Below are 15,716 nucleotides of genomic sequence, written 5' to 3' on the forward strand. Positions count from 1 at the left end.
GTTTTTATTGAAAGAATTCTACGACAGATGGGCGGCGATTAAGCCAGCACGCCCAGGATGTCGGATTCCTTCATGATGATCAGGTCGTCGCCTTCGATCTTCACTTCCGTGCCCGACCACTTGCCGAACAGGATACGGTCGCCAACGGCGACGTCCAGGGCGACGAACTCGCCGTCTTCGTCACGGACGCCCTTGCCGACGGCGATCACTTCGCCTTCTTGCGGCTTTTCCTTGGCCGTGTCGGGGATGATGATCCCGCCCTTGGTGGTGGTAGCTTCTTCAACGCGCTTGACCAGCACGCGGTCGCCGAGAGGACGAAACGCCATCTGATGATCTCCCAATGGAATGTCGGTTTAAGCCTCGGAACCTGCGGCTTTGGCAGCCGCCCTCCCCGAGTGCTAACGCGACGGGAGTTAGGGGGCGGGTCGGGGAGCGTCAAGGGCGGCGCCCTCGGATTTCGGCGCCGAACATGACTGGAAAATGAACGAGACCCCTTGAGGGCGTTCAGCGGGGCCTGACTAAAAGGGAGACAACGGATCAACCGGCTTTCGAAAGGAGCCCGCCATGAAGACCATTTCCAAGATCGGCGTCGGCGCGATCGCTCTGACGATGCTGGCGACCACCCCCGCCGCCGCCCAGTCCTATCGCGACCGTGATCGCGACAACACCGGCCGCGACGCCGTGCTCGGCGCTGTCGTCGGCGGCGTCGCCGGCGCCCTGATCGGTCAGGGCGACGGTCGCTATATCGCCGGCGGCGCCCTGGCCGGCGCGGCTCTGGGGGCCGTGTCCTCGGACAGCGATCGCGACGGCTGCAGCTATTACCGCGGCGGCCGCTGCTATCGGAACCAGGGCCACTGGGAACGTGACCACGGCATCAACAGCCGCGACGGCTATTATAACAACGGCCGCTACAATGGGCGCGACCGTTACGACCGTCACTATGACGGACGACGTGACCGCCACGACAACCGCCGCGACTATCGCTACGACCGCCGCTGGTAGGCCGTGGCACCAGACAGAAGAAAGGCCCCGGCGGTCCGCCGGGGCCTTTTTCATTGTGTGCGAAGCGGCGCGGTCAGACGCGCGGACCGCGCCCGCGCATCCCGCCCATGACCAGCGAGACCACGAACAGGATCACGGCGATGATGGCGATGAATTTGGCGATCTCGAACGACATGCCCGAGATGCCGCCGAAGCCGAGAACGGCGGCGACCAGAGCGATGATAAAGAAGATGATGGCCCAACGAAGCATGGACGGTCCTCCGGAACATTGTTGACGGAGGTAAAACCATCGACGGCTCTTTGCCGATCGTTCCACCTGGCGATAACAACGTCCCGAAGACTTGACCGTTCCGTCGTTTTATCGACGACGCTGACGGCTCTTTTCAGTAAAGGCCGCCGCGACCATGGTGGCCAGAGCTGGATTGCGCAGGAAGATGAAGCCGCCTGCCAGGGCCGCCGCCGCGCCGAGCAGGGGGCGTTCCTGGAACAGGTGGAAGGCGCGCATGCCCAGGCTCTCGGGCTCCTGATCCTCTTCGTCGTCCTCGCCCTGAGCGCGACGGACGAAGACCAGGGCGATGATCAGGGCGACCACCGCGAACAGGGCCGAGGTGATGGCCGCCGCCGCGAGGGGCACGACGACCAGAGCCAGAAGATAATAGACCGTGGCGCCCAGGGCGACCATGGCCACGAAGCCCGCGCCGCCCGCGATGAAGGTCGCGACGGCGCGGTTGATCAGCCCCCGCCCGAGCATCAGCGGCGACGACCGGCGATGAGCAGGCCCAGAACGAAGCCGACGCCCAGGGCGATGGCGGTGGACTGCACAGGACGTTCCTGCACGCGCTCGACGACATAGCGCTGGGCTTCTTCGAAGCGTTCGGCGGCGTCGTCGTAATATTCACGACCGCGCACGCGGGCGTCGTCGTAGTAGCCGCGCGCCTTTTCGCGCAGCTCGTCGCCCTGCTCGCGCAGGCGGGCTTCGGCATCGGCGGCCTTGGCCTTCAGGCGCTGCGTTTCCTCGCGCGCGCCGGTCTTCAGATCCTCCTTGAGGGTCTTCAGGTCGTTCTTGATGTCTTCCCGAGCCTTGGTCGTGGCCATGATGCGCGCTCCGCTGGGTTTGTAAGCTTGACGATTAAATAGAGAACCCCCGCCCCGAACGCCACACCAAGGACCAAGGTTCCTGCAAAGCCGCAAGCCAAGGCCGTCGCGTGACCGCCTTCTGGCGTCGCGCTTATGGCGTCCGGTGGGGCGTCGTCCTAGAACAACGTCATGACCCAATGGCTGTTCCCACCCGCGCCCACGCCGTCCCTGCCGATCGTCGATGAGGCGCGTCGTTTCCCGGTGCGCCGCATCCTCTGCGTCGGCCAGAACTACGCCGCCCACGCCCGCGAAATGGGGGCCGATCCGAACAAGCCGGCCCCCTTCTTTTTCGCCAAGCCCGCCGACGCCCTGGTCGTGGATGGGGCTGACCCGGCCTATCCGTCGGCGACCGCAAACCTGCACCACGAGGTCGAACTGGTCGTCGCCATCGGCGAGGGCGGGACCATTGCGGGCTGGGCCGTCGGCGTCGATCTGACGCGGCGCGACCTGCAGGCCGAAGCGAAAGCCAAGGGCCGGCCGTGGGAGGCGGGCAAGGCCTTTGACCAGTCGGCCCCGTGCGGCGCCCTGACGCTCGGCGCCCTGCCGGACGCCGACGCGGTGATCGAACTCAAGGTCAACGGCGAGACGCGCCAGTCGGGCCGTCTGTCGGACATGATCTGGGATCCGGCGGGGATTCTGGCCCAGGCCAATGAGTTGTGGAGCCTGCAACCCGGCGACCTGATCTTCACCGGCACGCCCGAGGGCGTCGGGCCGCTCAACCCCGGCGACCGGGTCGAGGCAAGCATCGACAGCCTGGCCCCGCTCAGCTTCACGGTGAAGTCATGATCCTGCACGGCTACTGGCGCTCGGGCACCAGCTATCGCACCCGCATCGCGCTCAACCTCAAGGGTCTGACCTATCGGACGGCGCCGGTTGATCTGCGCACGGGCGCGCAGAAGTCGGAGGCCTATCTGGCGCTGAACCCGCAAGGTCTGGTTCCGGCGCTGGAGACCGGCGACGGTCTGGTCCTGACCCAGAGCCCGGCCATTCTGGAGTGGCTGGAGGAGACGCATCCGACCCCGGCCCTGTTGCCGATCCTGCCCGCCGACCGCGCCACGGTGCGCGCCATGGCCGCCCTGATCGGCTGCGACGTGCATCCGCTGAACAATCTGCGGGTGCTGAAGGCGGTGAAGGATCTGGGCGCCGATCAGGCCGCGACCGACGCCTGGGCCGGCCGTTGGATCAGCGACGGCTTCAAGGCGCTGGAGGCTCAAGTCGTGCGTCACGGCGAGGGCTGGTGCTTTGGCGGAGCGCCGACGCTGGCTGATTGTTATCTGATCCCGCAAATTTATTCGGCGCGTCGGTTTAATGTCGATCTGACCGCATTTCCGCGTCTGTTGGAGATCGAGATGCGGGCGGACCTGCATCCGGCCTTCATCGCCGCCCATCCCGACAACCAACCGGATGCGGATTAAGTCTGTTCGTTCACCAACAGCCTTGATTTCAGTCAATCTCCCTTAAGCTTTGGCGCTGAATATCGGCGTCGTGAGATTCGCTATTCCGCCTTCTCCGGCCGACCGGCTCGCCATCGCTGTGGTGACAGAGCCCGAACGGTCGCGTCCGCTGCCCCCCGGTCAGCGGGAGGACGCCATGCGTCATCTGCTGCAGACAGCGGGCGACGCGGGCGTCGGTCTGGTCGCGACCCGGCCCGAGGGGGACGTCGAGCGTCTGCTGGGTCAGGCCTGGCCCTTCCCCTCGCCCTTCCGCGTCACGGCGCGCACCGTGCCTCTGGCTGACGGGCTGGATCGGGTCGAGGCCCGCGCCCGCCGCTCGCTGGAACGCATGGGTCTGCCACGTGGCGACGCCGTTCTGGTGCAGAACGCCGCCGATCTGGCCGGCGCCGAGGGGCGCGCCCTGTGGGCCCGACTGCAGGCGCTGAAGGAACGCGGCGTCTTCCGCAAGATCGGCTTCGTCGCCACCGTCGAGGACGGTCCAGCCCTGATCGCCCGCCGCTTCCAGCCCGACGTGGTGCAGATCGCCTGCAATATTCTGGATCAGCGCGCCGCGCGCAGCGGGCTCATTGAGGACCTGGCCGGGCAGGGCGTCGAGGTGCATCTGGCCTCGGTCTTCGCCCAAGGCCTGCTGTTCGCCAACCGCGACAGCTTGCCGCCGGAACTGGCCGACCACGGCATGGCCCTGTCGCGCACGCGCCGGCGTCTGGCCGAGGCGCGGGTCGATCCAATGCAGGCGGCTTTGGCCTACGCCCTCAACCTGCCCGGCGTGGCCCAGGTGATCGCCAGCGTGGCCTCGGCCGCTGAACTGCGCGCCATTGTCGCCGCCTCGCACGCGGCCAAGCCCGACATCGACTGGGACGCCCTGGCTCTCGACGAGGCGCCCGCCGCCGTCGCCTCGCGCCTGCGCCTGCATATCAGCAACGCGGCCTGATCCAGCCGCCCGATCCAGCCGTCAGGCGAAGACGTCTGAATCCGCGGCGCTCAAGCGCAGGGTTTGCGCGGTCGTGATGCGGTTGACGATCTCAAGAAACAGCAGGCCGGCGCCGAACGACAGGAGCGCCGAGACCACTTCCAGCCCGGCGCTTGTGTGCATGATGCCGACCGTATCGGCGCGCCACGCCATCCGATTGCTGACGCTGGCGACGACGCCGGATGCGAGCCAAAGTCCCCACCAGACCTTGAGGTGGTTGGGCGCTTCGCTGGAGACGGGATGACCGTGGCTGGCAGCCCAGGTGTCGGCGACGCCCTGAAACGGTTTCCATAGGTTCGCGAGGGGGATGAAGAACCAGCCGATGGACCAGGGCGGAGAGACTCGCATGCCGCCCGTCCAGGCCTGGGCGTTCATGTTGGCGCGATAGATCCACTTCAGCACGATGAAGGACACGATCAAACCGACGGCGAGAACCGGCAGTCGGAGAATGGCCGTGGCTTCGGTGACTGCGGCGTGAACCGGGTATTCGCCGTAGGGGCCGAGCGGCAGGTCGCCGGCTACTCCTTGCAGAAGGAACCAGTCCGTGGCGGCCAGGGCAATATGGAAGGCGTTGGCGACGAGGGCGGCGTAGATGGCGGCGACGGCGAGGCGACCCAGGCGACCGATTGGGCGCGTTTTGTATAACTTTGTCATTTCAGTTTCCCCCACAGCCCGGATGGGTGATTTCGCCGAGGGATGCAAGCCTGCGCTTGAGGCCGCCGCCGCGATCCGTCACCCTGACGGACAATGAACGCGCCCATCGCCCACCCCCCGCAAGCTGATCTGAAGCCCGACGCCGGAACGACGCCGGTCATGGCCCAATTCCTGGCGGCCAAGGCCGATCAGCCGGACGCCATTCTGTTTTTCCGCATGGGCGACTTCTACGAGCTGTTCTTTGACGATGCGGTGAAGGCGGCGGCGGCGCTGGGCATCACCCTGACCAAGCGCGGCAAGCATCAGGGCGAGGACATTCCCATGGCCGGGGTGCCGGTCCACGCCCTGGACGGCTATCTGGCGCGGCTGATCCGCATGGGCTTCAAGGTGGCCATCTGCGAGCAACTGGAAGCCCCGGCCGAGGCCAAGAAACGCGGTCACAAGGCGGTGGTGCATCGCGGCGTGGTGCGGGTGGTGACGCCCGGCACCCTGACCGAAGACACCCTGCTGGACGCGCGCGGGGCCAACCGGCTGGCGGCGGTGGCGATCCGCAAGGGCAGGGCGGCGGTGGCCGTGGTCGAGCTGTCGGCGGGCGCGGTGGACTCGGTGGCTTGCGACCTGAGCGATCTGGGCGCGGCCCTGGCGGCCTTCCGTCCATCGGAAGTTCTGGTGCCCGACCGTCTGTTCTCGGACGAGACCTTGAAGGGGGCGCTGGACGGTTCCGGCGGGGTGGTTCAGGCCATGCCCCAGGCCCTGGCCGAGCCCGTGGGCGCGCGCGACCGGGTGCAGCGGCTCTATGGCGTCTCGGCGCTGGACGGCTTCGGGGCCTTCGAGGAGGCCGAGGTCTCGGCGCTGGGCCTGATCGCCGCCTATCTGGAGACCACTCAAGCCGGCAAGATCCCGGCCCTGGCCCCGCCGCGTCGCTCGGGCGAGAGCGGCTTTCTGGCCATTGATCCGGCGACGCGTCTCAGCCTCGAGATCGACCGCACCCAGAGGGGCGAGCGCGACGGCTCCTTGCTGCACAGCATCGACCGTAGCGTCACCTCGGGCGGGGCGCGGGCCCTGGCGGAACGCATTTCGCGACCTCTGCGTGATCCGGCGGCGATCAACGCCGGGCTGGACGCGGTCGAATGGCTGCTGGAGCGGCGCGATTTGCGCCGTGATCTGAGAGACGGCCTGCGCGCCTCGGCCGACGTGGCGCGGGCCACCTCGCGTCTGGCCCTGGGGCGCGGCGGGCCGCGCGATCTGGCGGCCATCCGATCGGGCCTGACGACAGCGCAGGCTCTGGCCGGTCTGTTCGCCGCTTCGACCCATGATCCTCTGGCCGGACCGCCGAGCCGGGTTCTGGCCTGCCTTGATCGGCTGACACTGGACGGGGAGCTGTCGCATCTTCTGGCCGATCTGATCGACGGCCTGATGGAGGAGCCGCCGCATCTGGCGCGCGACGGCGGCTTCGTGAACCCCGGCCACCGGCCCGAACTGGACGCCGCTCGCACCCTGCGCGACGACAGCCGTCGGGTGGTCGCCGATCTGGAAGCCCGGGCCGTGGCCGAGAGCGGCGTGGCCTTCAAGGTGCGCCACAACGCCGTGCTGGGCTACTTCCTCGAAGCCTCGGCCAAGGCGGCGGAGAACCTGCTGCGGGCCGGACCCGACAGCCCCTTCATCCACCGCCAGACCCTGGCCAATCAGGTTCGCTTCACCACGGTCGAACTGTCGGAACTGGACGCCAAGATCAGCCAGGCCGGACACCGCGCCCTGGCCATGGAGGGCGAGACGTTCGAGACCTGGCGGCGCGAGGTGGCGCGGTTGGCCGGGCCGCTGCAAGGCGTAGCCGAGGCCCTGGCCGAACTGGACGCCCACGCGGCTCTGGCGGAATGGGCCGAGGAGGTCGGCGCCGTCCGCCCCGTCGTCGACGACAGCCTGTGTTTCGACGTCGAGGCCGGGCGTCACCCGGTGGTCGAGGCGGCGGTGACGGCGCAGGGCGACCCCTATACCCCGAACAACTGCCGACTGGCCGGCGACGGCGCCGGGGCCTCGCGCTTGTCGATCGTTACCGGTCCGAACATGGCCGGTAAGTCGACCTTCCTGCGCCAGAACGCGCTTCTGGTGGTGTTGGCCCAGGCCGGGGCCTTTGTGCCGGCGCGCGCCATGCGGCTGGGCGTCGTCGACCGTCTGTTCAGCCGCGTCGGCGCCGGCGACGATCTGGCGCGCGGCCGCTCCACCTTCATGATGGAGATGGTCGAGACCGCCGCCATCCTGACCCAGGCCACGCCGCACAGCTTTGTCGTTCTGGACGAGATCGGACGCGGCACCGCCACCTATGACGGCCTGGCCATCGCCTGGGCCACGGCCGAGGCCCTGCATGAGACCAACCGCGCCCGCACCCTGTTCGCCACCCACTATCACGAGCTGGCGAGGCTGGAGGAGCGGCTCGACCACGTCTGCAACCTGTCGATGAAGGCACGCGAGTGGAACGGCGACCTGGTCTTCCTGCACGAGGCGGCGCCCGGGGCGGCGGACCGCTCCTACGGCGTGCAGGTGGCCAAGCTGGCGGGGGTGCCGACGGCGGTGGTCGGCCGCGCCCGCGAGGTGCTGGAGCGGCTGGAGAGCGAGAAGGCGGCGAGCGCGCGTCTGGACGACCTGCCCCTGTTCGCCGCCGTGGCCGAGCCTGCGCCGGCGCCGATGAGCTCGGCGCTGGATGACGCCATGGCCGACATCGACCCGGACGAGCTGACCCCGCGTGAGGCGCTGGAAGCGCTCTATCGGCTGAAGGGCCTGTCGCGCTCGTGATCCCTCCGGCGGCCCTTGATCCACGTCTGGTTCCGGCCGCCTCGGCGCCCGACGCCCGCGCCGCCGTCACCGAGATTTTGCGCGAAAGCTTCGCCATCGACCGCGCCCGCGTAGCCCGGCGGCTGGAGGGCGGGATCGACGGGGCGGAGGCGGCGCGCCTCTACGCCGCTGCCGCCGACGTCCTGCTGATCAACCTGTGGCGGGTCGCGACCGAGGTCCTGCATCCGGCGCCGCAGGATCGTCTCAGCCTGCTGGCGGTCGGCGGCTATGGTCGGGGCGTTCTGGCGCCCTTTTCCGATCTCGACCTGCTGTTCCTGCGCCCCGGCCAAGGGATCAACGCCCGCACCGAGGCGGTGATCGCGTTTGTCCACTACGTCCTGTGGGATCTGGGCCTGAAGGTCGGCTCGTCCTCGCGCTCGGTCGGGGAAACCCTCGACCTGGCCCGCAGCGACATGACGGTGCGGACCACCCTGCTGGAAGCCCGGCTTCTGGCGGGAGACGCAGGGCTGGGCGACGGCCTGTTGAGACGGTTCCGCACTGAGGTCGCCAAGGCGGATCCCCGCCCCTTCATCGCCGCCAAGATGGAGGAGCGCGACGTTCGTCTGCAGAAGACGGGGGCGGTGCGTTACCGCGTCGAGCCCAATATCAAGGACGGCAAGGGCGGGCTTCGCGATCTGAACACCCTGTTCTGGATCGCCCGGTCGCTGGCGCCGGACAGCGAGCGGGGGCAGGCGGCGCTGGAGGGCCTGCTGAGCGCGCGCGAGTTGCGCAGCTTCCGCGAGGCCATCGGTTTTCTATGGAGCGTGCGCATCCATCTGCACCTGGCGGCGGGTCGGGCCGAGGAGAAGCTGACCTTCGACTACCAGCCCGAGATCGCGCGGCGCATGGGCTGGCGCGGACGCGGCGACGAGCTGGCGGTCGAGCGTTTCATGCGGCGCTACTTCCAGGTGGCGCGCGAGGTCGGGGCCCTGACCCGCGCCGTCTCGACCCAGTTGGAGGCGCGCCAGCAGAAAAAAGCCCAAGGCTTGGCGCGCGGCCTGTCGCGGCTGATCCCGCGTCGGCGCGCCAAGCTGGCCTTTGACGGCCTGGCGGTCGAGGGCGGGCGCCTGACGGTGACGGGGGGCTCGGTCTTCGCCCATGACCCGGTGCGGCTGCTGCTGCTGTTCGTCGAGGCCGACCGGCTGGATCTGGACCTGCATCCCGACGCCTTCGCCGCCGTGATCCGCGCCCTGTCCCTGGTGACCCCGGCGCTGCGACGCGACCCGCGCGCGGCCGAGGCCTTTCTGACGGTCCTGGCGCATGGGCAGAGGCCCTATCGCGTCCTGTCGATCATGAATGAGACGGGCCTGCTGGGGCGTTTTCTGCCCGAATGGGGACGGATCGTCGGCCAGACCCAGTTCAATATGTACCACGCCTATACGGTGGACGAGCACACCCTGCAGGCCGTGGGCGTCATCAATGACATCGCCCGTGGCAAGCTGGAGGCGGACCACCCGGCCTCGACCGCCATCATCCACCGCATCGCCGATATCGAGGTGCTGATGTTGGCCATGCTGCTGCACGACGTCGGCAAGGGCGGCGACCGGGGGCAGCTGGAGGACGGGGCCATCGCCGCGCGCCGCGCCTGCGAGCGGCTGGGCGTCGATCCGCGCCGGATCGAACTGGTGGTCTGGCTGGTGCGCCATCACCTGCTGATGAGCGACTATGCGCAAAAGCGCGACGTCTCCGACCCCTCGACCGTGCGCGCCTTCGCCGAGGCCGTGGGCGACCCGGAGCGCCTGCGGATGCTGATGGTCCTGACCGTGGCCGACATTCGGGCCGTGGGGCCGGGGGTGTGGAACGGCTGGAAGGGGCAGTTGATGCGTGCCCTGTTCGAGGCGACCGAGGCTCTGTTCCGCGGCGACGCCGTGACGCGCGAAGACCCGCTGATCGACCATCCGGCCCTGGTCGAGCGGGCGCGGCGCGAGGGCGCGGCGGTCGAGGCCCTGCCCGCCGAAGGACCGTTGGAATCCACCGCGCGTGTGGCGGTGGCGGCGCTGGACCGCCCCGGCCTGTTCGCTGACCTGGCCGCCACCCTAGCCATGGCCGGGGCTGACGTGGTCGGGGCGCGTCTGGCCACCGCCGAGGACGGCACGGCGCTGGACGTGTTCGAAATTCAGGACGGGGCGGGCGAGGCCTATGGCCAGCGCGAGCCGCGCCGCCTCGCCATCCTGGTCAAGGCGCTGGAGCGAGCGGCGCAGAAGGGCGCCCGCGCCTCGGCGGTCGAGACGCCTCGGGTTAGCGCGCGCCGGGCGGTGTTCGAGGTGCGTCCCGTGGTGCGCATCGACGTCGAGGCCGGGACCAGCGCCGTGGTGGTCGAGGTCTCGGGCGCCGACCGGCCGGGCCTGCTGGCCGACCTGGCGCGGACCATCTCGGCGCACGGCTATTCGACCCGCTCGGCCCATGTGGCCAGCTTCGGCGAGCGGGCGGTGGACGGCTTCTACATCACCGACGCCGACGGGGCGAAGCCGACCGACGCGGGGCGTCTGGCGGCCTTGAGGGTCGGGCTGCTGGAGGTTCTGGACCGCGCGCCGCAGGGACCGGCGGGGCGGCGCATCGTGCCGGTGCGGGCCAGCGTGCGCGACGTCTCCGATCTGGAGGGCGAAGTGGGACGCAAGGCCATATCCAGCGGGTCGCGGGCGCGCTAAGGCGTTTGTTGGGCGAGCACAGAGACCAGCCGTGAACGACAAGACCGATCCCATCGAACCGGCGGCGTCTGTGCCGAGCGCAACGGCCACCGTCGAGCCGATCGTTCAGCCGCCCGCCGCCTCGGCGACGCTGGACGGCGATGCGCCCAAAGGGGGGGGCGTCATGCGCTCCTCGGCCATCTTCAGCGCCATGACCCTGCTCAGCCGCCTGGCCGGGTTTGCGCGCGACGTGGTCATCTCGGCGGCGCTGGGCGCCTCGGCGGGACCCGCGGCGGACGCCTACAACACCGCCCTGAACTTCCCCAACCTGTTCCGCCGCATCTTCGCCGAAGGGGCCTTCGCCGCCGCCTTCGTGCCGGCCTACGCCAAGACGCTGAAGACCGAGGGCGAGGCCGTGGCCGATCAGGTCGCCACCGACGCCCTGGCCGCCGTCGCCGCCGTCACCGTGGTCCTGACCATCCTGGCCCAGCTGTCGATGCCGTGGCTGATGACGGTCATCAACATCGGCTTCCTCGACGATCCGGCGCGCTTCAAGCTGGCGGTGATCCTGACCCAGATCACCATGCCCTACCTGCCCTGCATGGCCGTGGCCTCGTTGCTCAGCGGCGTGCTGAACGCGCGCGGGCGTTTCATCGTCTCGGGCGCCTATCCCATCCTGCTGAACCTGATCATGCTGGCCGCCGTCATCCCGGCCAAGGGCGACCAGATCGGCGCCGCCTATGCCGCCTCATGGGGCGTGGCTGTGGCGGGCGTGGCCCAGGCGGGTCTGTGCTGGTGGGCGGCGCGCAAGGCCGGGGCCAATATCCGCCTGACCATGCCGAAACTGACCCCGGCGGTGAAGGCCATCATCATCACCGCCATACCCGCCGCCATCGGCAATAGCGCGACCCAGATCAACGTCTTCATCTCGGGCAATCTGTCCAGCTTCGTCGCTGGCGGGCGGACCTGGCTGGCCACGGCGGACCGGCTGTATCAACTGCCGCTCGGCTTGGTCGGGGTGGCCATCGGCATCGCTCTGCTGCCCAAGCTGTCGGCGGCGGTGGCGTCCAAGGACCACGGCCAGCAGCAGGCATCGATGGACGAGGCCCTGGCCCTGTCCATGGCCCTGACCCTGCCGGCGGCGGCGGCCCTGCTGGCCATGCCCTATTTCCTGATCGACGCCCTGTTCACGCGCGGCGCCTTCCTGCAGGTCGATGCGGTGAACACCGCTCAGGCCCTGTTCCAGTTCGGCTGGGGCGTGCCGGCCTTTGTCCTGATCCGCATCCTGGCCCCGGCCTTCTTTGCGCGGGGCGACACGCGCCGACCCATGGTCTTCGCCCTGGTCTCGGTGGCCGTGAACGCGGCCCTGGCCATCGTCCTGTTCAACCTCGGCATGGGCATTTCCGGCATTGCCGCAGCGGTCAGCGCCGCGGCCTGGACCAATGCCCTTCTGCTGGGCGCGACCCTGTGGCGGCGCGGTCATTATCGGCCGAGCCCGGCGGCGGCTTCGCGGCTGGCGCGCATCCTGCTGGCCAGCATCGGCCTGGGCGTGGTGGTCGGCGTCGCCTCCTGGGCGCGGCCGATGCTGCAGGCGCCGGTCGAGGCCCTGCTGGGCGCGCTCGGATCGAACCACGGCGCCAAGGAGCTGACCCTTCTGGTCGTTGTGGCGGCGGGCGGTCTGACCTATGTCGCCCTGGCCTTCGCCACTCGCGCGATCACGGTCGCCGAGATCAAGGGTCTGATCCGCAAGGCGCGGTAGCCGAGGCGCAAGGGTGTCAACGCGGATGGGACGACCGCTTCCCTGCTCCTGGCCAGGAGGGGCGCGCGACGAGGCGTGAACCTTCGCGGACGATGAGGTTCTCTTCGATCCCGGCGGTCGTCAGAAGCTCCAGGGCGCGCTCCGTCTGGCCTTCCCCGTCGGCCTCGGTGACAACGACGATGACCTGAAACCGTGACGCGTCTGCCGGGCGATCGAAGCTGCCTTCGGCGCGTCCCTCGTGGAAGGCGAGGTCCACGCGTGTGGGCGGGAGGTCCGGGTCCGGTCGGACAGATTTGAGCGTCGCGACCGCGCTTGAAAGAGTCGAGCTTGGGGCTCGGGCGTGGACGTCAGCGCCGGACGGGCTCGGAAACATTTCCAGCGTGAGGACAGGCGGGACGCCCTCCTGCCAGACCGAGGTTCGCTTGTGGAGTGCAAGGCATATCCGCTCGTTCGGCTGCGACGGCCAGGCGAAGGCGGTATCCGCTCCGTAGGCGAGAAGTGAAGCCGAGCGCGTCCGTTTTGACTGCGACGCGACAGGCACGGTGTGCGGCCAGTAGGCGGCGCCGAGCATGCCCCTCATCGCTGGGCGGTCGTTCACGTCCTGCATCAGGCTCCAATCGCAGGGGCCGTCGCTGTAAGCGACCGATAGCTGCACCAGGTAGGGCCTCTCCGGCGCGGGCGGCCGCGTGGCGCAAGCGCCGATGGCGGTTGCGAGGATCAGTCCAGTGCAAGCATGAGCATATTTCATAAATCGACGATATTTGTATTTGTCGGGCCCGGTCAACCGAAGGCCCTAGCCCCGGCAGCCTTGCCCTTGGCGGCTTGAACCGATAAGCGCGAGGGCATGGCTCATTCGGGACACCCTTTCGTCGCCCGGCGATGGCGCGGCTGACTGTTCACCGCCTGCCTCCGCGCGCCTGTGCGTGCGCCGAATCCAGCCTCTTCGAGTTCCGAGAAATCCCCCATGACTGACCAGACCCCGGCCCCCGTCGCTCCGGTTGCGCCCGCCTATGCCGGTCCGCGCCGCATCCTGTCCGGCATCCAGGCCTCCGGCGCCCTGCACCTGGGCAACTATCTGGGCGCCTTGAAGCGCTTCACCGAGCTGCAGGACACGGGCGCGCCCCTGTTCGTCTTCGTCGCCGACATGCACGCCATCACCGTCTGGCAGGAACCGGAGAAGCTGACGGCCCAGACGCGCGAGATCGCGGCGGCCTATCTGGCGGCGGGGCTGGACCCGGCCAAGGCGACCATCTTCCCGCAGTCGGCGGTGCCGGCCCACGCCGAGCTGGCCTGGATCTTCAACTGCGTCGCCCGCCTCGGCTGGTTGGACCGGATGACCCAGTTCAAGGAGAAGTCGGGCAAGCACAAGGAGCGCTCCAGCGTCGGCCTCTACACCTATCCGGTGCTGCAGGCGGCGGACATCCTGCTCTACAAGGCGACCGAGGTGCCGGTCGGTGAGGACCAGAAGCAGCATCTGGAACTGACCCGCGACATCGCCGCCAAGTTCAACAACGACTTCGGCGTGCCGGGCTTCTTCCCGCAGCCGGAGCCGCTGATTCAGGGGCCGGGCACGCGCGTCATGAGCCTGCGTGATGGTTCGGCCAAGATGAGCAAGTCCGATCCGTCGGACCTGTCGCGCATCAACCTGACCGACGACGCCGACACCATCGCCGCCAAGATCAAGAAGGCCAAGTCGGACATGGATGTCCTGCCCGACACGCTCGAGGGTCTGGACGGACGGCCCGAAGCCAAGAACCTGGTGGCCATCTACGCCGCCCTGTCGGACACGACGCGCGAGGCGGTTCTGGCCGAGTTCGGCGGTCAGGGCTTCGGGGCGTTCAAGCCCAAGCTGGCCGAGCTGGCGGTCACGTCGATGGCCCCGGTCACGGCCGAGATGCGCCGCTTGATGGCTGACCCGGCCGAGATCGACCGCGCCCTGGCCGTCGGCGCCGAGCGCGCCCGCGAGGTGGCTCAGCCGGTGGTGGACGAGGTCAAGAAGATCGTCGGCTTCTGGCAGGGCTGATCGGCGCTTTTCGGACGTGACGACGGCGCGGCGGGTTTCGCGGCGGCGCCTTCGCGCCTAGATCATCCGGTCATGAGCCATCCTCTTGATCGCGCCGTTTTCAACGCCCTGACGACCCGCCTGTCGCGGTTCACCACGCCTGATTCCGGGGCCTTGGCCGCGCGCCTCGACCCCGAGGTCGGGGTCTTTCTGGCGGCGGCGGATGACAGCGCCGCCAGCCGTGAGGCGCTGGGCGTCCTGGCCCGGCGCTACCCCGGCGCGGGACTGGTCGAGCGCGAGGACGGGCCGATGGCCGGGGTCCTGCCCGAAGGCGTGCCGGTCGCCGCCCAGGTCGCCCTGGTGCAGATGACAGCGACGGCCCTGACGCCCGTCGGGCCGAGCGCGCGGCTGGACGGCGTGATTGAGGAACTGGGCGAGGCGGACGCCCCGGCCATGCTGGCCTTGGCGACCCTGACCAAACCTGGGCCCTTTCGCTCGAAGACCCGCGAGCTCGGCCCCTTCGTCGGGATCAAGCGCGACGGCCAACTGGTGGCCATGGCGGGGCGGCGGCTGCGCGTCGACGGCTTCACCGAGCTGAGCGGGGTCTGCACCCACCCGGACCATCGCGGTCAGGGTTACGCCGCCGCCCTGTCCCGCCTTGTGGTCAGCGAGATTCTGGCGACGGGAGAGGCGGCCTTCCTGCACGCCTTCGCCGATCACGAAGCGACGATCGCCTTCTATCGGGGGCTTGGATTCCAGACGCGGGCGCGCATGATCTACACATCATTGGGCGAGGCCTAGAGGAGACGCAGCATGAGCGGACACGGCGCAACGGTGGAATGGACGCGGGGCGAGCAGGCCTTCGCCGACAAGCGATACAGCCGCGCCCATGTCTGGCGCTTTGACGGCGGGGCCGTGGTGCCCGGCTCCTCGTCGCCGGCGGGCGTGCCGATCCCGATGTCGGACCCGGCGGGCGTGGACCCGGAGGAGGCCATGATCGCCTCCCTGTCCAGCTGCCACATGCTGTGGTTCCTGGCCTTCGCCGCCAACGCCGGCCTGGTCGTCGACCGCTATCTGGACGACGCCTCGGGCGAGATGGGCAAGAATGAAACAGGCAAGTCCTACCTGGCGCGCGTCGCTCTCAACCCGGTGACGAGCTTCACCGGACGTCAGCCTGATCAAGCCGAGCTGGACGCCCTGCATCACGCGGCGCACGAGCACTGCGACATGGCCCATACGGTGCGGTCCGAGATCACCGTCACGGCCCGTATCGGCTGAAAGC

At 69.0% G+C, this 15,716-nt stretch carries 16 protein-coding genes; 10 read left to right on the top strand and 6 right to left on the bottom strand.

The annotated features are described in order from the left end of the window. Window positions 1-38: 38 nt before the first annotated feature. Window positions 39-326, bottom strand: a complete 288-nt coding sequence (groES, locus tag CQ039_RS10180; RefSeq protein ID WP_105562826.1) for a co-chaperone GroES — start codon at window positions 324-326, stop codon at window positions 39-41. Window positions 327-564: 238 nt separating this feature from the next. Between groES and CQ039_RS10185 the strand changes: the two genes are divergently transcribed. Beyond that, window positions 565-1,002 carry a hypothetical protein gene (locus CQ039_RS10185; protein WP_105562825.1) on the top strand — a complete coding sequence of 146 codons (438 nt, stop codon included), beginning with the start codon at window positions 565-567 and terminating at the stop codon, window positions 1,000-1,002. Window positions 1,003-1,075: 73 nt separating this feature from the next. Here the strand turns inward: CQ039_RS10185 and CQ039_RS10190 are convergent, their stop codons facing one another. The 3 genes from CQ039_RS10190 to CQ039_RS10200 form a co-directional block, all read right to left on the bottom strand. Next, window positions 1,076-1,252: a DUF1328 domain-containing protein gene (locus tag CQ039_RS10190; RefSeq protein WP_105562824.1), complete on the bottom strand. Its 177-nt coding sequence runs from the start codon at window positions 1,250-1,252 to the stop codon at window positions 1,076-1,078. Between the two features lie 108 nt (window positions 1,253-1,360). Then, entirely contained in the window at window positions 1,361-1,753 is a 393-nt protein-coding gene (locus CQ039_RS10195) for a hypothetical protein (protein ID WP_105562823.1), read from the bottom strand. Further along, complete coding sequence (locus CQ039_RS10200) at window positions 1,753-2,097, bottom strand: YqjD family protein (RefSeq protein WP_105562822.1); 345 nt, start codon at window positions 2,095-2,097, stop codon at window positions 1,753-1,755. The genes CQ039_RS10195 and CQ039_RS10200 overlap by 1 nt, the downstream gene beginning before the upstream one ends. Before the next feature lie 171 nt (window positions 2,098-2,268). Between CQ039_RS10200 and CQ039_RS10205 the strand changes: the two genes are divergently transcribed. The 3 genes from CQ039_RS10205 to CQ039_RS10215 all read left to right on the top strand — a co-directional run bounded on the left by CQ039_RS10205 (window position 2,269) and on the right by CQ039_RS10215 (window position 4,524). Further along, window positions 2,269-2,925 (top strand): fumarylacetoacetate hydrolase family protein, encoded by a 657-nt coding sequence (locus tag CQ039_RS10205; protein ID WP_105562821.1) that lies wholly within the window; start codon window positions 2,269-2,271, stop codon window positions 2,923-2,925. After that, window positions 2,922-3,554 (top strand): maleylacetoacetate isomerase, encoded by a 633-nt coding sequence (maiA, locus tag CQ039_RS10210; RefSeq protein WP_105562820.1) that lies wholly within the window; start codon window positions 2,922-2,924, stop codon window positions 3,552-3,554. The genes CQ039_RS10205 and maiA overlap by 4 nt, the downstream gene beginning before the upstream one ends. Window positions 3,555-3,624: 70 nt before the next feature. After that, window positions 3,625-4,524, top strand: a complete 900-nt coding sequence (locus tag CQ039_RS10215; RefSeq protein WP_105562855.1) for an aldo/keto reductase — start codon at window positions 3,625-3,627, stop codon at window positions 4,522-4,524. Between the two features lie 21 nt (window positions 4,525-4,545). Here the strand turns inward: CQ039_RS10215 and CQ039_RS10220 are convergent, their stop codons facing one another. After that, window positions 4,546-5,217: a DUF4328 domain-containing protein gene (locus CQ039_RS10220; RefSeq protein ID WP_105562819.1), complete on the bottom strand. Its 672-nt coding sequence runs from the start codon at window positions 5,215-5,217 to the stop codon at window positions 4,546-4,548. Window positions 5,218-5,310: 93 nt separating this feature from the next. On the opposite strand from CQ039_RS10220, the gene mutS reads away from it, so the two are divergent. The 3 genes from mutS to murJ are packed head-to-tail and all read left to right on the top strand — an operon-like array spanning window position 5,311 to window position 12,432. After that, window positions 5,311-8,007 carry a DNA mismatch repair protein MutS gene (gene mutS / locus CQ039_RS10225; RefSeq protein WP_105562818.1) on the top strand — a complete coding sequence of 899 codons (2,697 nt, stop codon included), beginning with the start codon at window positions 5,311-5,313 and terminating at the stop codon, window positions 8,005-8,007. Beyond that, on the top strand, window positions 8,004-10,694 hold the full coding sequence (glnD, locus tag CQ039_RS10230; protein WP_105562817.1) for a [protein-PII] uridylyltransferase: 2,691 nt from the start codon (window positions 8,004-8,006) through the stop codon (window positions 10,692-10,694). The genes mutS and glnD overlap by 4 nt, the downstream gene beginning before the upstream one ends. 31 nt (window positions 10,695-10,725) lie before the next feature. Beyond that, window positions 10,726-12,432: a murein biosynthesis integral membrane protein MurJ gene (murJ, locus tag CQ039_RS10235; RefSeq protein WP_105562816.1), complete on the top strand. Its 1,707-nt coding sequence runs from the start codon at window positions 10,726-10,728 to the stop codon at window positions 12,430-12,432. A 16-nt stretch (window positions 12,433-12,448) separates the two neighbouring features. Here the strand turns inward: murJ and CQ039_RS10240 are convergent, their stop codons facing one another. After that, window positions 12,449-13,216, bottom strand: coding sequence for a hypothetical protein (locus CQ039_RS10240; RefSeq protein ID WP_146112083.1), 768 nt, complete (start codon window positions 13,214-13,216; stop codon window positions 12,449-12,451). Window positions 13,217-13,396: 180 nt separating this feature from the next. Here CQ039_RS10240 and trpS point away from each other — a divergent pair, with 180 nt between their 5' ends. The 3 genes from trpS (at window position 13,397) to CQ039_RS10255 (ending at window position 15,712) form a co-directional block, all read left to right on the top strand. Further along, complete coding sequence (gene trpS / locus CQ039_RS10245) at window positions 13,397-14,455, top strand: tryptophan--tRNA ligase (protein ID WP_105562814.1); 1,059 nt, start codon at window positions 13,397-13,399, stop codon at window positions 14,453-14,455. Between the two features lie 72 nt (window positions 14,456-14,527). Further along, the gene (locus CQ039_RS10250; RefSeq protein ID WP_105562813.1) at window positions 14,528-15,235 is read left to right on the top strand and encodes a GNAT family N-acetyltransferase; all 708 of its coding nucleotides are present in this window, start codon (window positions 14,528-14,530) and stop codon (window positions 15,233-15,235) included. Window positions 15,236-15,247: 12 nt separating this feature from the next. Further along, entirely contained in the window at window positions 15,248-15,712 is a 465-nt protein-coding gene (locus tag CQ039_RS10255; protein WP_105562812.1) for an OsmC family protein, read from the top strand. Window positions 15,713-15,716: the final 4 nt, after the last annotated feature.

It is taken from the genome of Brevundimonas sp. MYb52, assembly GCF_002979535.1.
Taxonomy (GTDB): domain Bacteria; phylum Pseudomonadota; class Alphaproteobacteria; order Caulobacterales; family Caulobacteraceae; genus Brevundimonas.